Source organism: Mitsuaria sp. WAJ17, assembly GCF_014174515.1.
In the GTDB taxonomy this organism is placed as follows: domain Bacteria; phylum Pseudomonadota; class Gammaproteobacteria; order Burkholderiales; family Burkholderiaceae_C; genus Roseateles_B.
This window is the reverse complement of record NZ_JACJUG010000020.1, coordinates 1-21466: the sequence shown is the minus strand read 5'-3', so window position 1 is coordinate 21466 and position 21466 is coordinate 1. Positions and strand designations below refer to the sequence as shown.

The 21466-nt window shown below is 66.3% G+C and carries 21 protein-coding genes; 2 read left to right on the top strand and 19 right to left on the bottom strand.

Annotated elements, in window-relative coordinates; all coding sequences use genetic code 11:
* Positions 1-38 precede the first annotated feature (38 nt).
* From H5407_RS16225 to recA, 18 genes are all read right to left on the bottom strand, one after another.
* A complete protein-coding gene (locus H5407_RS16225; protein ID WP_183105516.1) occupies positions 39-1523 on the bottom strand; it encodes a hypothetical protein in 1485 nt (494 codons plus the stop codon).
* Positions 1524-1536: 13 nt separating this feature from the next.
* A complete protein-coding gene (locus H5407_RS16220; RefSeq protein ID WP_183105515.1) occupies positions 1537-2313 on the bottom strand; it encodes an SDR family NAD(P)-dependent oxidoreductase in 777 nt (258 codons plus the stop codon).
* A 14-nt stretch (positions 2314-2327) separates the two neighbouring features.
* Positions 2328-3632 (bottom strand): FAD-binding oxidoreductase, encoded by a 1305-nt coding sequence (locus H5407_RS16215; protein ID WP_183105514.1) that lies wholly within the window; start codon positions 3630-3632, stop codon positions 2328-2330.
* Complete coding sequence (locus H5407_RS16210) at positions 3629-4081, bottom strand: GtrA family protein (RefSeq protein WP_220800643.1); 453 nt, start codon at positions 4079-4081, stop codon at positions 3629-3631. Before H5407_RS16210 ends, H5407_RS16215 begins: the two co-directional genes overlap by 4 nt.
* A 14-nt stretch (positions 4082-4095) precedes the next feature.
* Positions 4096-4800 (bottom strand): hypothetical protein, encoded by a 705-nt coding sequence (locus H5407_RS16205; protein ID WP_183105513.1) that lies wholly within the window; start codon positions 4798-4800, stop codon positions 4096-4098.
* A 5-nt stretch (positions 4801-4805) separates the two neighbouring features.
* Positions 4806-6698, bottom strand: a complete 1893-nt coding sequence (locus tag H5407_RS16200; protein ID WP_183105512.1) for a hypothetical protein — start codon at positions 6696-6698, stop codon at positions 4806-4808.
* A 151-nt stretch (positions 6699-6849) separates the two neighbouring features.
* Positions 6850-7323, bottom strand: coding sequence for a pilin (locus H5407_RS16195; protein ID WP_183105511.1), 474 nt, complete (start codon positions 7321-7323; stop codon positions 6850-6852).
* A 252-nt stretch (positions 7324-7575) separates the two neighbouring features.
* The gene (locus H5407_RS16190; protein WP_183105510.1) at positions 7576-8352 is read right to left on the bottom strand and encodes an MBL fold metallo-hydrolase; all 777 of its coding nucleotides are present in this window, start codon (positions 8350-8352) and stop codon (positions 7576-7578) included.
* A gap of 203 nt (positions 8353-8555) precedes the next feature.
* Positions 8556-9209, bottom strand: coding sequence for an FHA domain-containing protein (locus tag H5407_RS16185; RefSeq protein ID WP_183105509.1), 654 nt, complete (start codon positions 9207-9209; stop codon positions 8556-8558).
* 79 nt (positions 9210-9288) lie between these two features.
* Entirely contained in the window at positions 9289-10077 is a 789-nt protein-coding gene (locus H5407_RS16180; RefSeq protein ID WP_183105508.1) for a Stp1/IreP family PP2C-type Ser/Thr phosphatase, read from the bottom strand.
* Entirely contained in the window at positions 10074-11141 is a 1068-nt protein-coding gene (locus H5407_RS16175) for a serine/threonine-protein kinase (protein ID WP_183105507.1), read from the bottom strand. The genes H5407_RS16180 and H5407_RS16175 overlap by 4 nt, the downstream gene beginning before the upstream one ends.
* Positions 11142-11150: 9 nt before the next feature.
* On the bottom strand, positions 11151-11867 hold the full coding sequence (locus H5407_RS16170) for a TerC family protein (protein WP_183105506.1): 717 nt from the start codon (positions 11865-11867) through the stop codon (positions 11151-11153).
* A gap of 212 nt (positions 11868-12079) precedes the next feature.
* A complete protein-coding gene (gene sucD / locus H5407_RS16165; protein WP_183105505.1) occupies positions 12080-12973 on the bottom strand; it encodes a succinate--CoA ligase subunit alpha in 894 nt (297 codons plus the stop codon).
* 20 nt (positions 12974-12993) lie between these two features.
* A complete protein-coding gene (gene sucC / locus H5407_RS16160) occupies positions 12994-14154 on the bottom strand; it encodes an ADP-forming succinate--CoA ligase subunit beta (RefSeq protein ID WP_183105504.1) in 1161 nt (386 codons plus the stop codon).
* 24 nt (positions 14155-14178) lie between these two features.
* Positions 14179-14769, bottom strand: a complete 591-nt coding sequence (locus H5407_RS16155; RefSeq protein ID WP_183105503.1) for a DUF2889 domain-containing protein — start codon at positions 14767-14769, stop codon at positions 14179-14181.
* A 277-nt stretch (positions 14770-15046) separates the two neighbouring features.
* Positions 15047-15976: a regulatory protein RecX gene (locus H5407_RS16150; RefSeq protein ID WP_183105502.1), complete on the bottom strand. Its 930-nt coding sequence runs from the start codon at positions 15974-15976 to the stop codon at positions 15047-15049.
* 34 nt (positions 15977-16010) lie between these two features.
* On the bottom strand, positions 16011-16496 hold the full coding sequence (locus tag H5407_RS16145; RefSeq protein ID WP_183105501.1) for a nuclear transport factor 2 family protein: 486 nt from the start codon (positions 16494-16496) through the stop codon (positions 16011-16013).
* 177 nt (positions 16497-16673) lie between these two features.
* Complete coding sequence (gene recA / locus H5407_RS16140) at positions 16674-17714, bottom strand: recombinase RecA (protein ID WP_183105500.1); 1041 nt, start codon at positions 17712-17714, stop codon at positions 16674-16676.
* A 170-nt stretch (positions 17715-17884) separates the two neighbouring features.
* On the opposite strand from recA, the gene H5407_RS16135 reads away from it, so the two are divergent.
* Positions 17885-18556, top strand: a complete 672-nt coding sequence (locus tag H5407_RS16135; RefSeq protein WP_183105499.1) for a response regulator transcription factor — start codon at positions 17885-17887, stop codon at positions 18554-18556.
* Between the two features lie 76 nt (positions 18557-18632).
* Complete coding sequence (locus tag H5407_RS16130) at positions 18633-20159, top strand: sensor histidine kinase (protein ID WP_183105498.1); 1527 nt, start codon at positions 18633-18635, stop codon at positions 20157-20159.
* A 21-nt stretch (positions 20160-20180) separates the two neighbouring features.
* Here the strand turns inward: H5407_RS16130 and rodA are convergent, their stop codons facing one another.
* Entirely contained in the window at positions 20181-21338 is a 1158-nt protein-coding gene (rodA, locus tag H5407_RS16125) for a rod shape-determining protein RodA (protein ID WP_183105497.1), read from the bottom strand.
* Positions 21339-21466 lie beyond the last annotated feature (128 nt).

Sequence of the window (21466 nt, the reverse complement as noted above, 5' to 3'; positions counted from 1 at the left end):
GTCGCAGGTCCTGTCGCGCGCCTGGGTGCAGTGCTTGGTTATTCATGGGCTGCCTTTCCAAACAACTGCCATCCGCCATTCCCCGCAATCGGGATCATCCGGCCATTCGTCTTGCCGCGCACCCATTCCCTGGCGTCGTCCGACGAGCGGACCAGCAGGTAGTCAAAGCTGCTGCCCGCATTGGCTTCCCAGTCGAAGCTCCCGGGCGACCACTCGAAACCGGCGTAAATCCCCGGCCCCCGGCTGTCCTTGTACTTGAGCGGCATGCCCCAGAAGCGGGCGAAGTTGAACTCGGACAGGCCGCCGTGCTCGGCCTGGTACCAGCTCGCGAAATGCAGCATCACCGGCGCAGCGCTCACCCGGCTGTAGGGGTCGGCTGCCAGCATCAGGATTCTTCGGCCAGGCTCGGCCCTTGTCATCACCGCCTGGTAGCCGGCGACCTCCCGGTTGAAGACCTCCGCCCGGAAGGTCTGCCAGCCCAGCATCAGCAGGCCCAGCGCCGCCAGCCCCACAGCGACCCAGCGCTGCCCCTTGGCGTCCAGACGCGACGCCGGCTCCTCGAAGCTGGCCCAGTAGAGCGGCAGCCCCAGGAAGCCGAAGCGCTGGTAGGTGTAGTAGTTGCCGCCGAGGAAATGCGGCACGAACATCATGAAAAACAGGTAGACCCCGAAGGGCACCCACGCGGTCCAGTGCTTCTTGACGCGAAAGCCCGCCACCCAAGGCAGAGCCAGCAGCAGGCTCCCCACCAGCACCCCCACGGTGGGGTCCGGCACCGATACCAGGCCCGGAAGGAACTCCACCAGCCGGTGAAGGCCAATCTCCCAGCCGATGGGCGCCCGCGCGGCCGGCGCCGAGGCCATGCCCACGCCCATCCAGGCCAGCGTGATGGGCAGAATGGAGAAGATGGGCAGGCAGCGCCGCAGCCAACGCAGCAGGCCCTGCCAAGGATGCGCCAGCAGCAGCACGGCCACCATGCAGACGAAGGCCGTGATCAGCAGATGCGCGAAGAACAGCAGGTGCAGGACCGCCACCATCTGGAGCGCCGGCCTCAGTCCACCGGGCGACTCCCGCCACCGCTGCAGCCAACCGAGGAACAGGAACACCAGCGGCGCAGCCACGAGGAAGTTCAGGAATCCCCACTGGAAGGCGAAGCCGAAGGGCAGCATCAGGAAGGCCCAGCGCCAGGCGGGCGGCATCCCGGCGCGCACGCAGTAGCGCGCAGCAGCCCAGACAAAGAAGGCCTGCGCCGCCACCACCACCACCTTGACCGCCAGCAGGATGCCCAGCGGAACCGACAGCGCCATCACCAGGCCATAGCCTAGCCAGTAGGGGGTAAAGGGCTGCAGGCTGAACAGCGGCTCGTAGGGCCAGCCGTGGGAAAACAGCATGGCCTTCAGTGCGGTGATCTGGGCCGCGTGCTGGGGCATGTCCGCCATGGGCGGATAGCTGGCGACCATGACCGGCAGGCCGCACAGCAGGCAGGCGAGGCCGAAGAGCCAGGGATTGCGAAGGAGTTGCATCATGCCTGGCCTCGACTCAGATCTTCAGACGATGCATCACGGCCCGGGGCAGGCAGCGGATGATGGCCATGATCAGGCGCCATTTCCCGGGTACATAGACCACCGGACGCCCCTGCGCCATGCCCTTCACGATGCCTTCGGCCACCGTTTCCACCGGCGCCAGGGCCCCGGGACCGCCTTGCAGGCCGGCGGTCATGGGCGTTGCCGTCGGCCCCGGCTTGATCAGCACCACGCGCAGCGGACGACCCTGCAGTGCCAGGCGATGCTGCAGGCCCTCGGCGTAGCGTTCCAGCAGCCCCTTGGCGGCGCCGTACACGTAGTTGGACTGGCGGCCCCGGTCTCCCGCGACAGAGCCAATGATGGCCAGGCGGGCGCCCTCGACCGCCTGCATACGGGCCACGAAGGCCTCGGCGAAGAGGACCGGGGAGATGCCGTTGACGTAAAGCGTCAGGCGGGCCAACGCCAGATCATCCTGCGCCTGCGCCTGGTCCGGCAGCAGGCCATGGGCGATCAGGACCAGGTCGGGTGCCCTCGGCTGGCTGCAGTCGGCCGCGGCACTGGCGATGGCTTCCGGGTCACTGAAGTCCAGCACGCGGCAGCTGATGCTGGCCTGCGGTGCGCGCACGCGAAGGTCGCCCGCCACTCGCTGCAGGCGCTCGGCATGGCGGCCCAGCAGGATCAGCTCGCAGTCAGGACTCTGCAGCAGCCACAGCCGCGCGCAACGCTCGGCCATGGCCGAGCTCGCGCCGACGATGACGATGCGCCGCCGGGAGGCCGCCTCGGTAGTGCCCATGGAATCTGTCAACATCAACTCCCCAGCAGCCGACGCGATAGGGCCGAAGACATGCCCGGGTCGCGCCATTGCAAAAACTCATTCAATCGTGGAAAGCCCGCCTCGAACAGGGCGCGCGGCATGCGCGCGTCCTTGGCGGGATACAGCGCCCCCCCCGCCTCGCTCACGATGGCATCGAGCCGCTCAAAGAGCCGCGCGGTCCGCTCGCCGCGGTTGGGGAAGTCCAGTGCCAGTGTCGTGCCCGGCCGCGCAAAGCTGAGGACCCCTGGCGAAGGGCGAGCGCCGAAGGTCTTCAGCACCGCCAGGAAGGACCCTTCCCCGCTGCGTGCGATGGCCTGCAGCATGGCCTCCGTGGCCTCGCGCGCCACGCCGGGCGGCACCACGCTCTGGTATTGGTAGAAGCCGCGCGGGCCGTACATGCGGTTCCAGTCCTTCAGCCCGTCCAGCGGGTAGAAGAAGGTCTCGTAGTGCTGCCGGGCGCTGCCGGCCCGGTGGCGTTGCAGGCGGTAGTAGGCGGCATTGAAGGGCTGCAGGGTGAGCGCGTTCACCAGGGACACCGGCGGCGTCACCGGCAGGCGCCGGAGGCCCTTCGCGGGCTGAGGGCCGGTCTGAGCCGTCGAGGGATTCGCCCGCAGAAAGATGCCGCGCACCCCGCCCCGGGACTGCGTCAGGCAATCGATCCAGGCCACGCTGTGCTCCCAGGCCGGCTCGGTGCCGTCGGCCAGGGCAAAGAACTCGTCCAGGCCCCGGAAGGGCTGGGTGTGCGTCTCCAGCCAGGGGCCGGGCACCCGGCGCAGCTGCAGCTCGGCGCGCACGATGACCCCCGTCAGGCCCATGCCGCCCACCGTGGCCGCGAAGCAGGGCGCCAGTTGCTCGCGGCTGCATTCCAGCACCGTGCCGTCGCTGCGGGCCAGCCAGAGGCGCCGGACATGGTCACCGAAACTGCCGAAGCCATGATGGTTCTTGCCATGCACGTCATTGGCGATGGCTCCCCCGACGCTCACCAGTTGCGTCCCCGGCGTCACCGGCAGCAGCCAGCCTTGCGGCAGCAGCGTGCGCTGAATGTCCTGCAGCAGGGCACCACCCTCGCAGCAAAGGAGGCCGGTCTGGGCGTCCCAGCCGAGGAAGTGATCCAGGGCACCCAGACGCCACAGCGTGCCGCCGGGATTCAGGCAGACGTCGCCATAGCTGCGCCCCTGGCCATAGGCAATGCCCGGCTGCTGGGCCTGCAACTGCGCGGGCAGCGTGGCCTCGTCCGTGAGCTCCACCACGCGATGCAAGGCGGACTCCAGCCGACCCCAGGACTGCATGGGTCTCATGCCTGCGCTCCTGCGCCACCACCACGGAAAACATAGCGCTTGTCCAGGTGGTACTTGAGCCAGTAGCCGGCGGCCAGACCCAGCACCGCCCCTGCGTAGCGCATGAGGCGATCCCCGCCAAAGGCGTGGTCGAAGGTCCATTCGCTCAGCCAGAAGAGGGCCGTGGTCAGCACGCCAGCGCTGACATAGAGGACAAAGGTCCGGGCGTCATGGGCGGCATTGCGGGCCCGGAAGCGAAAGATGTAGCGCTTGTCCAGCACGTACTTGAGCACCAGCCCGGTCCCGGTGCCCAGCGCCACGGAAGCCGCCACATGCCAGGGTCCGTGATAGAGGCGCAGGAGCAGGTCCTGCGCGCCGATGTTCGCGGCCGTGGCCAGCGCCGCCAGCAGGGCGTACAGCACTGGCAGGGGCACGCGGGGCAGGCCAGGGCCGGCTGCGGGACTGTCCATGCGGAACGCCCGCCTCAGGGCCATGGTGCCAGGGACACGGCCTGCAGCGGCCGGCCCTGTGCATCGACAAGCACGACGCCATCGCGCTCCACGCCTTTCAGCGGCAGCCAGCCGGCGGCCTGCGGATGCGCTGCCAGCATGGCCGCCACCTGGTCCGCCGAATTGAATTCATGCAGGCGCGGCAGGGGACGGGCCGCCGCATGGATGGCCGGCAGGACCTGCTCGATGGGCACATGGGACTCGGCCAAGCTCTCCACGGGGGTGTTGTCGGCCAGTTCACGGGTGATCTGCTGAGCACGCACGGCCGGGTCCAGGGCATAGGGGGCGCCCACCCAGCGCGGCCCGCTGTGCCAGTGGGTCGCAGGCAGGGTGCGCATCCGCACCGGCCGCAGCACGCGGAAGTCGTCCTTGACGAAGGCAATCCAGGCCGGCCGCCCCTGGTGCAGCGCATGCACGGCAAAGCCCAGGGTCACCAGCTGCAGCACACTAATCACGACCATGTCCAGCACGAGGGCGCGACGATTGGCCTTGAAGACCAGGGCCGCCAGCACGGGCGCGATCAACACAGCCACCCCTGCAAGCACCATCATCTGCCAGCCACCGTCGAAGGGCCGCCAGGCAGCGGGATACCAGCGCTCGAACAGCAGCCAGACCGGCAGGGCGCACAGCAGAAGGCTCAGCGCCAAGGTGGCGAGGGCGAATTTCCAGCGGGCAGTCATGTTGATCAGGGGTGGTTCTCGAGGAGCTTACGCTGGCGCAGGCTGGCACAAGCCCGCTGACTCGAGGCATCCTTGTCCTGCCAGCTCTCGCAAAACGCCTTGACGATGGAATACATCTGTCGGATCAGCTTGTCCTTGTCGTCGAAGTAGACATCCTTGTTCTCCTCCACGATCCGGTCAGCCCTTTCCAGGTCACCCAGCGCATAGTAAATCGCCGCATCGCTGTAATTCAGGTGGCCACTGCTGACATTCTTCATGTACCAGCGCGAGATCCGATTGTTTTCGAGAGCGCCCGCCGTGTTACCTTCGAAGAGCAGAAGCGACAGCGCATAGTTGGTATAGACGGCGCCAACTACAGAACGGGGCACGGGAAAGAACGCCAGCGCTCGCTCACCGTCCGGCATGGCATGGAATTTCGGAAGCGCATGCAGGACACCCTCGAAGTATTTCAGGCTTTCCGCATTGCCCTGGCGCATAAGCAGGCTGGCGTAGATCGCCTGCTCTCCCACTTCCAGCCCCCCGTTCTTCTTGATGAGTCGGTCGATCTCGGCCTGCACCCACTCCGACCGTCCGCTGGACAGGGCCGCCTCCATGTAGTTGAAGCGAACATTGAGGACTTCAGGGTTCTGAAAATGAGCCCACCGCCACAGCAGTTCGGGCCGGGCCCACAAAGGGATGAGACTGGCCGTCACGAACGTCGCGAACATCAACCAGCCGCCCAGGGACAGCACCGCAGCAGTCCGCCGGGCGCGTGGGCGCAGATGCAGCCGGCTATCCACGGCGGCACGCCAGGGGAAACAGACGAAAGCCATGGCGACAAATGCCAGCGGCATTGCCATGAAGCGCTCCTGGGCGACGTTGTCCGAGACGCTCAACGGAATCAGGTGCAGCACCAGGGCGATGCCCACATAAGCAGCCATCAGTAGCCAGGCCCACGGCTTCTGGCGCCGAAATGCCTGCCACAACACTGCCACGGTGAGCGCCAGCGTCGCCAGATTGCCAAGAACAGCAAACGCATCCAGTTTCAGGGTGGAGAAAGGGTGAAAAATGCCAACCCGTCCAAACGGCCAGATCACCATGGAGGTATAGAACTTGAGCGCTTCCAGGGGCAGTTGGGACCGCAGCAGCGCCATTAGATAGTCCGGCCCCCAGATACCGTGGTAGACCTGGCCCATGCTCAGACGCCGGACCACGAAATACCCCAGCAGCAGCAGCGCCGATGCCAGCCAGACGGGCGCCTGGGTGTGGAATGCGCGCCGCAGGTTCTGGCCCAGGGTCGTCTGCACATCGGCCTGGGTCGCCATCCACAGGCAGAGCAGGATGGCCGGCGTGACTACGCCGAGCTCCTTGCTGGCCAGGGCCGTCAGGGTGCCCAGCAACACACCGGCCACACGCACCGCCGTCGGCCGACGATAGGCCAGAAAGGCTCGTGTGGACCCCAGGATGCCCGCTGTGGCAAGCAGGTCAAAGCGCCCTGAAACCCAGGCCGAGGATTCGATCAAGGCCGGATGCACGGCGTAGCACAGGGCCGCCATCGTCGCCCAGAAGGCAGGCAACGCCTCTCCCTGTCCATCCAGCACGCAGCGCGCAATCGAGCGCAGCAGCAGCACATTCAGGATCAGTATGGCCACATTCACGCCATGGGACAGTGAAGGGATTTGACCAAAGAGATGGAATTCGACCCACCAGCTCAGCAGAACCAAGGGCCGCATGTAGCTGGTGCCCTCAAGGATGGGTTCAGTCAACAGCCGCCAGCTGAGGGGTTCAACCACCAGGGAGTTCTTGTTGAGGAAGATGATCGCGTCATCCCAGACGTAGGCAAACCCTATCGTCTGGCCGTACAAGGCGATGCAGACAAGCACCAGCAGGGCCATCTGCAGGCGGTCTGACTTCTTCATCCAATCAAGCATGGAATCCGTCTCTCATGAAGCCACCCGCCCGCGCCACACGGAGGAGGGCCGAAGCGCAGCTGGACTGTCTCTCCGCTTGCTACGCAACAAACAACAAAGGGGGCCGGAGCCCCCTTTGATCATGGCATGCAAAAACCGTTTAGGGCTTGCAGGCGTTCGGCAGATACTTGGCGTCGATGGTCGTGCCGGTGCCGGTGGCGCCGTCCACGGTGGTGTTGCCGCAGGCCCAGGTGCTGCCGCCATTGACGGTGTAAAGATTCAGAACCCCACCGCTGGCCTTGCCGGTGGTCATCGTGGCAGTGATGGTGCCAGTGGGATAGGTACCGGTCACGCCGGCGGTCACCGTGCTGTACTTGCCCACGAGGGTGGCGTTCAGTTGACCAGCGGTGGGCGTGGTCATCGGGGGCACCAGGGCGGTGGGCCAGGCGTTCTTGTCTGCGCCGTACTCGGCCAGGGGCGACTTCAGGCCGGTCAGCAGGGAGACGGGCTCGGAGACCTGGCTACGGACCATGTAGTCTTGGTAGGCCGGCAGGGCCACGGCAGCCAGGATGCCGATGATGGCCACGACGATCATCAGCTCGATCAGGGTGAAACCCTTTTGCAGGTACTTCATGAATTACTCCTATGAGCAAATTGAGGGGGTAGGACAGCCCCCCTGAACGCAGGGGTCGTGCCAGCTTGCGATTGTGCGGATCTACGGGCAAAAGTCACGCTCGTTAGCCCTTGAACTGACCATTTTTGTCAGTCCTGTTGGCGCGATTGGTCGGCCCTCGGAGGGGCTGACAAAAATGGTCAACCCAGGGCGTTGCAGAAGGTAAATGGAGGTCAGCAGATGCCGCGGGCGGCTTGGCCGGCGGCACCGGGCTCACAGCTGCAGCAGCTGCCCTGCGTGGAGGGCGGTGACGCTGTGGCGCTTGTCCAGGGCATGGATGGCCTGCATCACGGCCTCGATCTCGCCCGGCTTGATGTGGGTGATGTAGACCTGGGCCGGCTGTACCAGCTGACGCAGCTCCTGCGCCAGCGATCGTGGGCACAAATGCTGGGAAATACGGGCCAACTCGCACTCATCGTCACCGAACGCCGTCTCGATGACCAGTTGGGCCACCTTGATCTCGGCCAGGCGAGCCCACAGGGCCGGGTTGGGGCCGGTGTCCCCGGTGAAGACCCAGTGGCCCGCCTCGCCGGCATCCACGGCATAGCCGCAGGCCGGCACGGTGTGCGTGGCGCTGAGCACCTCGATCTGGCGGCTGCCAAAGGTCCTGCGCTCGCCCACAGCCAGGGGCCTGAACTGCAGGGCAGGACGCTCCGGTTCGGGCAGCCGGGTGAAGTCGGGCCAGATCACGCCGTTGAAGAGGTGCTGACGCAGGGCCGCCAGGGTCTCGGGCAGGGCATGGACCTGGATGGGCGGGCGACCGGCCTGCATGCGCAGGCGCATCACGGAATCCGCCAGCAGGGGGATGCCCAGCACATGGTCCAGATGCGCGTGGGTCACCAGGATGTGGTCGATGCGCGCCAGGGCGGCCAGCTCCAGATCGCCCACACCTGTGCCCGCGTCGATCAGGACGTCATCGTCAAGCAGGAAGGCGGTGGTCTTGTAGCCGGCGGCAATGGAGCCGGAACAACCCAGGACGCGGATGTTCATGGAAAACTCAAGGCTGGGAACGCACGACGCACCTGACGCTGCGGGAGCAGGCAGATCTGCCGTGGCTTCGGGTGCAGGCAATGTACGCCGGGCCTCCAGGCCTGGGTAGCGTCGAAGTCCCGATTCAGCCGGCTAATTGGACGGGTGACGATTGCAGTCGCCGGGGCCGTGAACTCTGCACGGCGCCCTGAAGCCCGGGCCGTTCAAGCCTGCAGGAACTGCATCTGCGTGCCGGCCAGCTCGATGACGTCCCCGCTCTTGAGCGCAATGGACTCGCCCACCAGGGGGCTGCCATTGATGGTGGGCCGGGCCTGGCCTTCCACATGGGCCAGCACATAGCCGCTGGGGCGCTTGGTAATGGAGGCCACCTGCACGCCCGGCTTGCCGACGGTGGTGACGACCTTGGTCAGGCTCACTTCACGGCCCGCCGCGGCGCCATTGAGGACCTTGATGGAGGCCGGGTTGGTGTTGGCCGCAGTGGGCATGCTGCCAAAACCGGAGGGCAGGCCGAAACCCGTTGGCGAAGTCGCCCCCGGCTTCAGGATCATGGTCTTCTCGTAGTCGGCGTTTTCCTCGACCAGATAGCGGATCTTGTACTTGCCGACTTCCACCACATCGTTGTTGGCCAGCAGCTGCTTCTTGATGGCCTTGCCGTTGATGTAGGTGCCGTTGGTGGAGTTGAGGTCCTCGATGAAGACATCGGCCCCCACCATCTGCAGCACGGCATGCTCGCCGCTGACCGCCAGGTTGTCGATCACGATGTCGTTGTAGGGGCGCCGACCGAGCGTGGTCTTGTCCTTGGTGATCTGCACTTCCTTGATCACCACGCCGTCGAGCGAAACCACCAGCTTGCCCATTGTTGACCTCAAATCTTTTTGCTTCTCTGATGAAGCCTGCTGCACTGTCTCTTGTGCCTATGGCCGGGTAAGCAGCCGCTCACTTGCGCCCGAAAGGCCACCAGGGCCTTGTACCGGACTTGGAGCGCCCCTCAGCCCGCGCCAGGACGATCGCGATATTATCCTTGCCGCCCATGTCATTGGCCGCGTCAATGAGGGACAGGGTCGTTTCGGACAACGAGGCATTGCGAAGCAGCAACTGTGCCAGGGCTGCCTCGTCCAGCATGTCCGAGAGCCCATCCGAGCACATCAGGAAGAGGTCGCCGGGCTGCACTTCGTGCTCGTGCAGCTCCAGGAGGACGGTGTCTTCCACGCCCACGGCACGGGTTACCAAGTTCTTGTTGCTTGAGAAGACCGCCTCCTCGGGCGTCAGCAAGCCAGCATCCAGCTGCTCCTGGAGCAGGGAATGGTCACGGGTCAGTTGGGTCAGCTGGCCGGCGCGCAGGCGGTAGGCGCGGGAATCGCCCACGTGGCCCAGCAGCAGGGTGCCCTCGCGGAACACCGACAGCACGAGCGTGGTGCCCATGCCCGCATAGCGCGGATTGGTGTTGGCGGCATTGAAGATGGCGCGGTTGGCGTTGTCCACGCAGATGTCCATGGCACGCTTGACGTCCGGGACCGTAGCGCTGGCGCCACCCTCGCGAAGCCAGCGCCCCAGCTCGGTCTTGATGAAGCTGGTGAGCATCTGGCTGGCGACCTCGCCGGCGTTGTAGCCCCCCATGCCATCCGCCAGCACGGCCAGGTGGGCCGCTTCGTCCACGGCGACCGAATCCTCGTTGTTGTCACGGGCTCGGCCGACGTCGGTCGCGCTGAAGAACTCCAGACTCATGCTTGGGAATCTTTCGGTGGCTGGGAGGCGGAATTCTGCACCGGATCCTGGCCACTGAGGCGCAGTGTTTGTGCGAATGCCTCAGCGGGCGGCGGATTTTGCGGGCTGGCCAGCGGCGCGGCGGGCTCCGCCGGCAGCTGCTGGAGCACCGCCTCGAGGTCCTGGGCAAATTGCTCGCCGTTGGCATAGCGCAGCTCCGGGCGCTTCTCCAGCGCCAGGGCCAGCACCATGGCCAGGGCCTCGGGCAGCCCGGGGCGGAAGTTGCGAACGTCGGGTGGGACCTCGTTGGCAATGCGGTACATCAGCTTGGCCATGGACTCGGCCTGATGCGGCAGCTGCCCGGTCAGCAGCTGGAACAGCAGCACGCCCAGCGAGTAGAGATCGCTGCGCCCGTCCACGTGCAGGCCGGCCAGCTGTTCAGGCGACATGAAGGAGGGCGTACCCAGCACCAGGCCGGTCCGGGTGCGGCTGCCGTCGGCGATGCGCGCGATGCCGAAGTCCATCAGCTTCACGCTGTGGCTGACCCGGTCCAGCATGATATTGGCCGGCTTGATGTCACGGTGCACGACGCCATGGCTGTGGGCATAGTGCAGCGCCCGCGCCAGGCGAGCCACCAGTTGCAGCACCTCGGCCACAGGCAGGAGCTCGCCGGGGCGAGTGAAGTGGCTGAGGTCCCGACCCAGCACGTATTCCATGGCGATCCAAGTGTCGCCGCCGGCCTCGCCGGCATCCAGCACGCGCAGGATGTCGGGATGTTCCAGATGGGCCGCCGCCCGGGCCTCGCGCATGAAGCGGGCGCGCACGTCGGCCAGGTCTTCCTGAGAAAACTCGCGCTGCAGTGCCAGGCGTTTGATGGCGAGCTGCTGGCCCGTGCCCCTGTCCGTGGCCTTGTAGACGATGGCCATGGCGCCCCGCCCGATCTCGTCACCCAGCGCATAGCGCTTGCTGAGTTGCTCGGAAGGCGGGAGCGTCTCCTGCGCGGCCGTGGGCCCGGACGCCAGCTGCGCCGCGTCCGGGGTCTTGTCCCGCCCGAACCACTTGCGCAGAAAGCCGCCTGTGCCCATGGGGTGTCCTCAGTGGCTCGCGGCCGCAGCGCGCAGGGCCATCAGCCGACCGAACACCAGCACCGCCAGGGCACCCAGGATGCCGGCGCCATAGTGCCACAGAGCAGGCGCAGCCGACTGGCCGGGGACCAGGCGCGGCAGCACGGCCGGGTCGCTCAGGGCCATGGTGCCTGCAATCCAGCCCAGCAGCATGCCGCCCAGCGTGATGATCAGGGGGAAGCGATCCATCAGCTTGATCACCAATTGGCTGCCCCAGACGATGATGGGGATGGACACCAGCAGGCCAAAGATGACCAGGGGCATCTGGTGCCCGCCGCCCGCACCTTCGGCCGCACCGGCGATGGCGATGACGTTGTCCACGCTCATCACCAGATCCGCCAGGATCACCGTCTTCACGGCGGCCCAGAGTTTGTCGCTGGCCTGGATGTTGCCATGCTCATCTTCATCTTCCGGCACCAACAGCTTGACGCCGATCCACAGCAGCAGGACCGCGCCCACCAGCTTCAGGTAGGGCAGCTTGAGCAGGGTCAGCGCGAAGAAGATCAGCACCACGCGCAGCACGATGGCGCCGATGGTGCCCCAGATGATGCCCTTGGTGCGCTGGGCATCCGGCAGCTTGCGACAGGCCAGGGCAATCACGACGGCATTGTCCCCGCCCAGCAGGATGTCGATCATGATGATCTGACCGACGGCCAGCCAGAACTCGGGGCTTGTGAGCATGTCCATGTGCACGAGGTAATGAGAGATGAGGCCGCAAGCGGGACCAGTCTACGGGGTTTCGCAGCCCAGCCCCAGGCCTTGCCGGCATCAAAAGCGCCAAAGGGGCCGAAGCCCCCGATGCGTCAGACCGGCATGGCCTGACGGGATTGTCCATCGCCATTCAGGGATGGCTGCTGCGTGGAACCACGCAGCAGCACCCCGCCAGGCGTGGATGTCGCTTACAGCAGCGACTTCAGCAGGCGCCCCATCTCGGACGGGTTGCGGGTCACCTTGAAACCGCACTCTTCCATGATGGCCAGCTTGGCGTCAGCCGTGTCGGCGCCGCCGGAGATCAGCGCGCCGGCGTGACCCATGCGCTTGCCCGGAGGGGCGGTGACGCCTGCGATGAAGCCGACGATGGGCTTCTTCATGTTGGCCTTGCACCAGCGGGCGGCTTCGGCCTCGTCCGGGCCGCCGATCTCGCCGATCATGATCACGGCGTCGGTGTCCGGATCGTCGTTGAAGGCTTGCATCACGTCGATGTGCTTCAGGCCGTTGATCGGGTCACCACCGATACCCACGGCGGAGGACTGGCCGATGCCCAGCTCGGTCAGCTGCGCCACGGCTTCATAGGTCAACGTGCCCGAACGCGAGACCACGCCGATGCGGCCCTTGCGGTGGATGTGGCCGGGCATGATGCCGATCTTGATCTCGTCAGGGGTGATCAGGCCGGGGCAGTTGGGGCCCAGCAGCAGGGTCTTCTTGCCGCCGGCGGCTTCCTTGGCCTTCATCTTGTTGCGCACTTCCAGCATGTCGCGCACGGGAATGCCTTCGGTGATGCAGATGGCCAGGTCCAGGTCGGCTTCAACGGCTTCCCAGATGGCGGCCGCGGCACCTGCGGGCGGCACATAGATCACGGACACGGTGGCGCCGGTCTGGCTGGCGGCTTCCTTGACGGTGGCGTAGATGGGAATCTCGGAGAACTTCTCGCCCGCCTTCTTGGGGTTCACGCCGGCGACGAAGGCGTTCTTGCCGTTCGCGTAGGCCTGGCAGCCCAGGGTGTGGAATTGACCGGTCTTGCCCGTGATGCCCTGGGTGATGACCTTGGTGTCCTTGTTGATGTAAATGCTCATGGTTCTATTCCTTGCTGGGCTTACTTGACGGCAGCGACGATCTTGGTGGCCGCTTCGGCCATCGTGTCGGCGGCGATGATGGGCAGGCCGGATTCGGCCAGCATCTTCTTGCCCAGTTCTTCGTTGGTGCCCTTCATGCGGACCACCAGCGGCACGGACAGGTTCACGGCCTTGCAGGCGGTGATCACGCCTTCGGCAATGGTGTCGCACTTCATGATGCCGCCGAAGATGTTGACCAGGATGCCCTTCACGGACTTGTTCTTCAGCATGATCTTGAAGGCCTCGGTCACCTTCTCGGCCGTGGCGCCACCGCCGACGTCCAGGAAGTTGGCCGGCTCGCCGCCGAACAGCTTGATGGTGTCCATGGTGGCCATGGCCAGGCCGGCGCCGTTCACCAGGCAGCCGATGTTGCCGTCCAGGGAGATGTAGGCCAGGTCGAACTTGGAGGCCTCGACTTCAGCGGGATCCTCTTCGTCCAAGTCGCGGTAGGCCACGATCTCGGGGTGGCGGAACAGGGCATTGGCGTCGAAGTTGAACTTGGCGTCCAGGGCGATCAGGTTGCCCTTGGAGTCGCAGTTCAGCGGATTAATCTCCACCAGCGACGCGTCCGTGTCCATGTAGCACTTGTAGAGCTTGGCGAACAGATCGACGGCCTGGTCCACGGAGTGGCCGGTCAGGCCGATGGCAGCGGCAATCTTTTTGCTCTGCTCGGTGGTCAGGCCAGTCAGCGGATCGATCATCTCGGTGATGATTTTCTCGGGGGTCGAGTGGGCGACCTCTTCGATATCCATGCCGCCTTCGCTGGAAGCGATAAAGGCGACCTTCTGCGTGCCACGGTCGGTGACCAGCGAGACGTACAGCTCATTCTTGATGTCGGCGCCATCCTCGATGTAGAGGCGGCGGACCTTCTGGCCTTCCGGACCGGTCTGGTGCGTGACCAGTTGCATGCCCAGGATCTTCTCGGACAGGGCCTTCACGTCGTCCAGGGTCTTGGCGACCTTCACGCCACCGCCCTTGCCACGGCCACCGGCGTGGATCTGGGCCTTGACCACCCAGACCGGACCGCCCAGCTTCTGGGCCGCCTCAACGGCTTCTTGCACCGTGAACGCGGGAATGCCGCGCGGCACCGGCACGCCGAACTGGCGCAGGATTTCCTTGCCCTGGTACTCGTGAATCTTCATGGGGAGGTCTCGCTTGATGGATAGTCAGGAAAGGTTGCCGTTACCGGCGGCGGGCGGGGTCACCGCCGCGCCGCGATACCAGCGAGGGTAATGAGTTTGCACCACTGCACCGTCGCTGCGAAGTGCATGGCAGCGGTCGATCTGGAAGGGCGGCGCGCCATCTTCCGTGCCTTCGCGCACATCCAACACCACGCCCGCGAAGGCCTGGATCACCGCGGTGGGCAGGTGTTGGCAGAGCTCGGTGAGGTGAGTGCAGCCCTTGACGCCGGCCAGGCGCTGCTTGACGGCGGCCCGGAAACCGTTCATCAGGTTCAGGCCCACCAGCTGCCGATAAGCATCGCCGTGCTGGTCGCACTGGCCCGGATACGGCATCCAGCGAGTACCGGAGGTGGCGGCCAGGATGCCCAGATGCCGGTCCACGACCAGCCACAGGCCCATGTCATGCACAGGCTCGCCGGCACGCCGGATGCCACCAGCCAGGGGGATGTCGCGAGTCTTGCTGTCCTGCAGCTCCGCCTCGACCTCGAACAGGCCGTCGGCGCGCGAATACACCTGCACGGCAATGGCGCGGCGATGCATCAGCTGACGCTCTGGACTGAGGGACAAGGAGGACATGAAACAGCGGCGGTGCAAGCGCGCAAAAAACGGCCCGCAGGCCTCGTCAGGCCGGCGGGCGCGCTTGCGCAGGCCGCCAATGTAGCATGTTGCGCTGCACCAAGCCTGTCACGAGGCTGTCGTTGTGCCTCCTTTTGGTGCAGTCCGGGGCAATCCGTGTGCCCATCGAGGGTCGCGGCGGGTGCCACTGGCGGCCTTGCCCGCGTCAGTTCGAGGCTCTGCGTTACAGGCAGGACTTGCGTCGGCATAGGGCTGCGCATTCCCTGTGCCTAACACCTCAGTCGTCATCGCCGCGCAGCACTCGCCGCACGACCTCCGAGGAGAAGCCGCGTGCGGCCAGAAAGCGCATCTGGCGTGCCCGGCTGGCGGCATCCACCGGCGCCTCGCCGCCGAACTTGCGCAGCCAGACTTCGCGCGCACGCTCGAACTCGCTGTCCTTGAGACGGGCCCTTTGCTCTTCGTCGGGCGCGACACCCAACTGCCGCAGCTCCTGCTGGATGCGCAGATTGCCGTAGCGAGCGGCCCGCGCATTGATGCGCGATTCCACCAGGCGCGTTTCACTGAGATAGGACCGCTCCTGCAACCACTGCAGCAACTGCTCGACTTCCTCCGCGCGGGCCCGCTGGCCGGTCTCGTCCATGACGGCCGCCCAGGCCTCCGGGCTGGGCGGTGCAACGCGCCTGCTGCGTCGCGAAGCATCGCGGTCCTGCGCATGGGGGCCGCCAGCGCAAGCGTCCAGGCGGCGCCTCGGGCTGCGAGCGGCAGCGTCGTCCTGCGGGCCTGCGGCATCGACCACCCCGGCATCGAGGGCACCGGCATGGGCTGGAGCCGCGAGATCCGCTAGATCGCCAAGAATCACGGGATCGATGGCGCCGGGGGCAGCCCGGTTCGGCGCGTCTTCACCGGGAAGTGCAGGCTCCGCGTCCCAGGTTTCCATGAAGGCGTCGAGTTCGCCTTCCCCCCAGTCCTCGTCCAGATCAAAACTGCCGACCGCACGGGCGTCCTGTGGAGTGCCCGCTTGCGCGTCCGGGCGGCGCTGAGGCTGGGCGCCAGCTGCCGATCCCTGCGCCGCGTCCCAGGCCTGCAGGTCCCGCTGCTGGGCCAGGCGCAGCAACTTGCGCCGCAACTCGGCCACGCTGTGCTCGCGCTGCGCCAGCAGCGCGATGGCGCGCGCCTTGAGGCTGAGCGCTGAGAGACGGCTGGCCATGGTCGTGTCCCGACCTCTTGTGGGCTGCGGGGCCTCAGTCCTGATTCGGCGAGCCGGACAGCGCCAGAGGCAAGCCGCAGCGCCGATCCACGGCCATGGCGGCTCGCCCCACCAGCGGCGCCAGGGGATCACGCCGCCAGGCAGGTGCAGCCTGCACATCGGACCAGTACTCATCGATCTGCTGGATCAGCCCGTCCCGGATGAGGAAGTAGCTGTTGGCATAAAAGCTGTGCCCGTCCTGGTCCACCCGAACCAGGCTCAGCACACGGCCGTCCGCCAGGGCCTGAACGTCCAGCAGATGGATGGTCCAGCCCTCGGGGTAGACGGCATTCACATGCACGACGGCGTCGGCACCCCGGAAGCGCTCCTGTGTGGCCCACCAGAGGCATTCGGCAGACGGCGCCAGCAGGGCCTGGGCTTCGGACCAGCGCCTCGCCTGGTACAGCGCCCAGAAGCGCCGCACCAGAGCCGAGCCCTCGCCGGCAGACAGGGGCTGGTGGTTGTCGGGCAAGACGTGCATGGGCTGGGGAATTCAGTGGACGGGTTGTAGCCTGGCGCTGCAGTTGGCGCTGCAGCTGCAGTTGTGGTTGCTGTTGCGGTTGGCACTTCAGCTGACGCGGACACCGGAGAGCGCAGGCACGACAAAGGGACTGGGCGGGTCCGGTGCCAGGTGCCAGGTGCCGTGCCCGGCCTGAGCTTACTCGCCGCTCGCCTCAGCACCGATCAGGGGAATGCCCAGGGATTCGCGGATCTTGTTCTCGATCTCGATGGCCAGGTCGGCGTTCTCACGCAGGAACTCACGAGCGTTGTCCTTGCCCTGACCGATCTTCTCGCCGCTGTAGGCATACCAGGCGCCGGACTTGTCCACCACCTTGGCGGCCACGCCCATGTCGATGATCTCGCCCTCGCGGCTGATGCCCTCGCCGTAAAGAATGTCGAACTCCGCGGTCTTGAAGGGCGGGGCGACCTTGTTCTTGACGACCTTGACCTTGGTCTCAGAGCCGATGACCTCCTCGCCCTTCTTGATGGAGCCAATGCGGCGGATGTCCAGGCGCACCGAGGCGTAGAACTTCAGTGCATTGCCGCCGGTGGTGGTCTCGGGCGAGCCGAACATCACGCCGATCTTCATGCGGATCTGGTTGATGAAGATGACCGTGCAGTTAGTCTTCTTGATGGTGGCGGTGAGCTTGCGCAGGGCCTGGCTCATCAGGCGGGCCTGCAGGCCGGGCAGGGCGTCGCCCATCTCGCCTTCCAGTTCGGCCTTGGGGGTCAGGGCTGCGACCGAGTCCACGATGATCAGGTCAACCGAGCCCGAACGCACCAGAGCATCCACGATTTCCAGGGCCTGCTCGCCGGTGTCAGGCTGGCTGATCAGCAGGTCCTGCAAGTTCACCCCCAGCTTCTGGGCGTACTGCACGTCCAGGGCATGCTCGGCATCGATGAAGGCGCAGACGCCGCTGAGCTTCTGCATCTCGGCAATGACCTGCAGGGTCAGGGTGGTCTTGCCGGAGGATTCCGGGCCGTAGATCTCGATCACCCGGCCACGCGGCAGGCCGCCGACGCCCAGGGCGATATCCAGGCCCAGAGAGCCGGTGGAAACAACCTGGATGTCCTCGATCTTCTCGCCCTCGCCGAGGCGCATGATGGAGCCCTTGCCAAACTGCTTTTCAATCTGGGCGAGGGCGGCTTGCAGGGCCTTGGCTTTTTCGGTGTTGACGGTCTTGGCGGGGGCGTCCATTGATTGCTCCTGTGAGTGCCCGCATTATGGCCGAATCTGTATGTTTGTACAGTGGTTTTGCCACACGCTGCTGACATGCGCTGGCAGGGGCTCGCAACCGATTTCCGTCCCTAGAATGCAGGAAAGCTGCCGCCCTTGCCGTCCGGGCGACAAAGGCCAAGGAGACACCGATGCGCATCCTGATCGCGGAAGATGACCAAGTACTGGCCGACGGCCTGCTGCGCGCCCTGCGCTCCAGCGGCTATGCGGTGGACCAGGTCTCGACCGGCACTGAAGCCGATGCGGCCCTGGCCTCGCATGAGTTCGACCTGGTAATCCTGGACCTGGGCCTGCCCCGGCTGCACGGCCTCGAGGTGCTCCGCAAGCTGCGTGCCCGCGGAGCCACCATGCCGGTGCTGATCCTCACCGCCGCTGACAGCGTCGAGCAGCGCGTCAAGGGCCTGGACCTGGGCGCGGACGACTACATGGCCAAGCCCTTCTCGCTGCAGGAGCTGGAGGCCCGTGTGCGCGCCCTCACCCGGCGCGGCCTGGGCACGGCGTCCAGCATCATCAAGCACGGCCCCCTGTCCTTCGACGCCACGGGCCGCGTGGCCTACATCAACGAGCAGATGGTGGAGCTCTCGGCCCGCGAGCTCTCGCTGCTGGAAGTGCTGCTGCAGCGCGCCGGCCGCCTGGTCAGCAAGGACCAGCTGGTGGAACGCCTCTGTGAATGGGGCGAGGAAGTCAGCAACAACGCCATCGAGGTCTACATCCACCGACTGCGCAAGAAGATCGAGCAGGGGCCCATCCGCATTGCCACCGTGCGCGGCCTGGGCTACTGCCTGGAAAAGATCCCCGGCTGAATGCGCCCCGGCATCGCCAGGCCCTTGAATCCCATGCGGGGTCAGGTCTTGCCTCTCACCTGCCGAGCCGAGCCCGATGGCAGCTGATGGCGGTCAACGCTCCCTGTTCGGCGAGATCCTGGATTGGATGCTCGCCCCGCTGCTGGTCATCTGGCCCATCAGCGTCGCGCTGACCTGGCTGGTCGCCCAGGGCATCGCCAGCAAGCCCTATGACCGGGAGCTGGGCGAGATGGCCCGCTCGCTGGGCCTGCAGGTGGCCGCGGAGCCGCGCAACCAGGCTGCTGCCAGCGCGCGTTCGCGCTATGCGCTCTCGCCCGAGGCCGCGGCCCTGCTGCGGGCCGACGAATCCGATACCGTTTACTACCTGGTTCAGGGGCCGCGCGGCGAGTTCCTCAGCGGCGACAAGGAACTGCCGGCCCCGAATCCGGACGAGCCCATCGTGCCCTGGGAGCTGCGCTTCCGCGATGACGAAGTCAGCAACGAGAACGTGCGCGTGGCCTACCTGTGGGTGACGCCCGAAGGCCATGCCAAAGGACAGATGCTGGTGCAGGTGGCAGAGACCCTGGGCAAGCGCTCTCGCCTCACCAACGAGATCATCAAGGGCGTGATCCTGCCGCAGTTCGTGATCCTGCCCCTGGCCGTGCTGCTGGTGTGGCTGGCGCTGGCGCGCGGCATCGCGCCGCTCAACGAGCTGCAGCGGCGGATCCGCTCGCGCGACAGCTCCGACCTGAGCCCCATCGACGAGCGCCGCATCCCCGACGAGGTGGCGCCCCTGGTGCACGCCATCAACGACCTGCTGCAGCGCCTGGACCAGTCGCTGAGCACCCAGAAGCACTTCCTGGCCGATGCGGCCCACCAGCTCAAGACACCGCTGGCCGGTCTGCGCACGCAGGCAGAGTTCGCCCAGCGCGAGATCGACGAAGGTCGCAGCTCGCCGCAGGAGCTCAAGCGCTCACTGCAGCAGATCGCCCTGTCCAGCCAGCGCGCGGCCCATATGGTCAACCAGCTGCTGGCCATGGCCCGCGCCGAGGATCAGGAACATGCGGCACGCCGCTCGGAGATCAACCTGCCCGAGATCGCGATGGAGACGGTGCGCGACTTCGTCCCTCGCGCCCTCGACAAACGCCTGGACCTGGGCTACGAGGGCCCCGACGAGGAGCACAGCAGCCTGCGCATCCTGGGCCATCCCATCCTGATCCGCGAGCTGATCCGCAACCTGGTCGACAACGCCCTGCTCTACACGCCGGCCGGCGGCACCATCACCGTTCGCATCGTCGAGGATCCCTTCGGCCAGGTTTGCGTGCTGCAGGTGGAGGACTCGGGGCCCGGCATCGCCGAGGCCGAGCGCGAGCAGGTCTTCCAGCCCTTCTACCGGGCCCTGGGCACGAATGTGGACGGTTCGGGCCTGGGCCTGGCCATCGTGCGCGAGATTGCGCAGCAGCACGAGGCCGAGCTCACGCTGGACGACGCCCGCCCGCGGCGACCCGGCTTTGTCGAGCCCGACGGCATGGGGCCCGGCGCGCGCTTCACCATCCGCTTTCATGCGCACCCGGTGGCCGGGCCCGAAGCGGGCGTCGATGACACAGAAGCCGCCTGGGGCTGAAGCGCTGCCGCTACCGCCGGCTCAGTGCCGCTTGTAGCGCTTGGACTTGGCGACGCTCAGCAGGATGCCCAGGCTCAGGCCCAGCATCACCATGGCCGTGCCGCCATAGGAGATGAAGGGCAGGGGCACGCCCACCACGGGCAGGATGCCGCTGACCATCCCCATGTTCACGAACACATAGGTGAAGAAGGACAGCGTCACCGCACCGGCCATGAGGCGACCGAACAGCGTCGGCGCCTCGAAGGCGATGACAAGGCCTCGCAGGATCAGCGCGGTGAATCCCAGCAGCAGGGCCGCCGCGCCGAGCAGGCCGAACTCCTCGCCATAGGCCGCGAAGATGAAATCGGTGGTGCGCTCGGGGATGAACTCCAGATGGGTCTGCGTGCCCTTCATGAAGCCCTTACCCGTCACGCCGCCAGAGCCAATGGCGATCTCGCCCTGGATGATGTGGAAGCCCTTGCCCAGCGGATCCTTGCTGGGGTCCAGCAAAGTGCAGACGCGGTGCTTCTGGTATTCACGCAGCACGGGCCAGGTGACGTCGGGCTGGCAGATCTGCTCCTCGCTCATCACCAGGGCCGCGATGCCGATGCCGCCCGCCACCATCACCGGCAGGATCAGCTTCCAGGACAGGCCGGCGAAGAAGATCACGTAGAGCCCGGCCGCCAGCACCAGCAGGGCCGTGCCCAGGTCCGGCTGCTTGGCGATCAGGCCCACGGGCACGGCCAGCAGCACGAAAGCGGCGGCAAAGTCCGGCAAGCGCAGCTGGCCCTCGCGCTTCTGGAACCACCAGGCCAGCATCAGCGGCATCGCGATCTTCAGGATCTCGGAAGGCTGGATCTGGGTGATGCCCACATTGAGCCAACGTGTCGCCCCCTTCTTGGTCACGCCGAACAGGGCCGTGGCCAGCAGCAGCATCAGGCCGAGGGTGTACAACGGCACGGCGAACTTGATCAGGCGCTGCGGTGGCACCTGCGCCATGGCCAGCATGAGTCCGAGGCTCAGCAAGGTGTTGCGGAAATGATCGATGAAGCGCGTGCCGTGGTCGTAGCCGGCCGAGTACATGCAGAAGAGGCCCAGGCCCATCAGCCAGAACACCGCGAGCAGCAAGGGCCAGTCCAGGCCTTCGGTCCAGGGGCGGATGCGGTCGCGCAGGGCTCGCAGGCTGAAGCTGTTGTTCATGGGCGGGCTCCGCTGGCGGTGGACGCGGCCGAGGGGGCCGGACGCGCAGGCAGCGTCGCGGGCACCGAGGCAGGCGCCCCCCCGCGGCTTGGCATCGACAGGGGCATGGACGCCGCGGCCGGCGCGGA

Excerpts from the sequence above, each read along its gene's own strand:
- H5407_RS16225 (WP_183105516.1), bottom strand. The coding sequence starts at position 1,523 with ATGATGCAACTCCTTCGCAATCCCTGGCTCTTCGGCCTCGCCTGCCTG.
- H5407_RS16135 (WP_183105499.1), top strand. The coding sequence starts at position 17,885 with ATGCGCATCCTGATCGCGGAAGATGACCAAGTACTGGCCGACGGCCTG.
- H5407_RS16205 (WP_183105513.1), bottom strand. The coding sequence starts at position 4,800 with ATGACTGCCCGCTGGAAATTCGCCCTCGCCACCTTGGCGCTGAGCCTT.
- H5407_RS16180 (WP_183105508.1), bottom strand. The coding sequence starts at position 10,077 with ATGAGTCTGGAGTTCTTCAGCGCGACCGACGTCGGCCGAGCCCGTGAC.
- H5407_RS16190 (WP_183105510.1), bottom strand. The coding sequence starts at position 8,352 with ATGAACATCCGCGTCCTGGGTTGTTCCGGCTCCATTGCCGCCGGCTAC.
- H5407_RS16155 (WP_183105503.1), bottom strand. The coding sequence starts at position 14,769 with ATGTCCTCCTTGTCCCTCAGTCCAGAGCGTCAGCTGATGCATCGCCGC.
- H5407_RS16145 (WP_183105501.1), bottom strand. The coding sequence starts at position 16,496 with ATGCACGTCTTGCCCGACAACCACCAGCCCCTGTCTGCCGGCGAGGGC.
- H5407_RS16170 (WP_183105506.1), bottom strand. The coding sequence starts at position 11,867 with ATGGACATGCTCACAAGCCCCGAGTTCTGGCTGGCCGTCGGTCAGATC.
- H5407_RS16200 (WP_183105512.1), bottom strand. The coding sequence starts at position 6,698 with ATGAAGAAGTCAGACCGCCTGCAGATGGCCCTGCTGGTGCTTGTCTGC.
- recA (WP_183105500.1), bottom strand. The coding sequence starts at position 17,714 with ATGGACGCCCCCGCCAAGACCGTCAACACCGAAAAAGCCAAGGCCCTG.
- H5407_RS16215 (WP_183105514.1), bottom strand. The coding sequence starts at position 3,632 with ATGAGACCCATGCAGTCCTGGGGTCGGCTGGAGTCCGCCTTGCATCGC.
- H5407_RS16175 (WP_183105507.1), bottom strand. The coding sequence starts at position 11,141 with ATGGGCACAGGCGGCTTTCTGCGCAAGTGGTTCGGGCGGGACAAGACC.
- sucC (WP_183105504.1), bottom strand. The coding sequence starts at position 14,154 with ATGAAGATTCACGAGTACCAGGGCAAGGAAATCCTGCGCCAGTTCGGC.
- H5407_RS16195 (WP_183105511.1), bottom strand. The coding sequence starts at position 7,323 with ATGAAGTACCTGCAAAAGGGTTTCACCCTGATCGAGCTGATGATCGTC.
- H5407_RS16185 (WP_183105509.1), bottom strand. The coding sequence starts at position 9,209 with ATGGGCAAGCTGGTGGTTTCGCTCGACGGCGTGGTGATCAAGGAAGTG.
- H5407_RS16150 (WP_183105502.1), bottom strand. The coding sequence starts at position 15,976 with ATGGCCAGCCGTCTCTCAGCGCTCAGCCTCAAGGCGCGCGCCATCGCG.
- rodA (WP_183105497.1), bottom strand. The coding sequence starts at position 21,338 with ATGAACAACAGCTTCAGCCTGCGAGCCCTGCGCGACCGCATCCGCCCC.
- H5407_RS16220 (WP_183105515.1), bottom strand. The coding sequence starts at position 2,313 with ATGGGCACTACCGAGGCGGCCTCCCGGCGGCGCATCGTCATCGTCGGC.
- H5407_RS16210 (WP_220800643.1), bottom strand. The coding sequence starts at position 4,081 with ATGGACAGTCCCGCAGCCGGCCCTGGCCTGCCCCGCGTGCCCCTGCCA.
- H5407_RS16130 (WP_183105498.1), top strand. The coding sequence starts at position 18,633 with ATGGCAGCTGATGGCGGTCAACGCTCCCTGTTCGGCGAGATCCTGGAT.
- sucD (WP_183105505.1), bottom strand. The coding sequence starts at position 12,973 with ATGAGCATTTACATCAACAAGGACACCAAGGTCATCACCCAGGGCATC.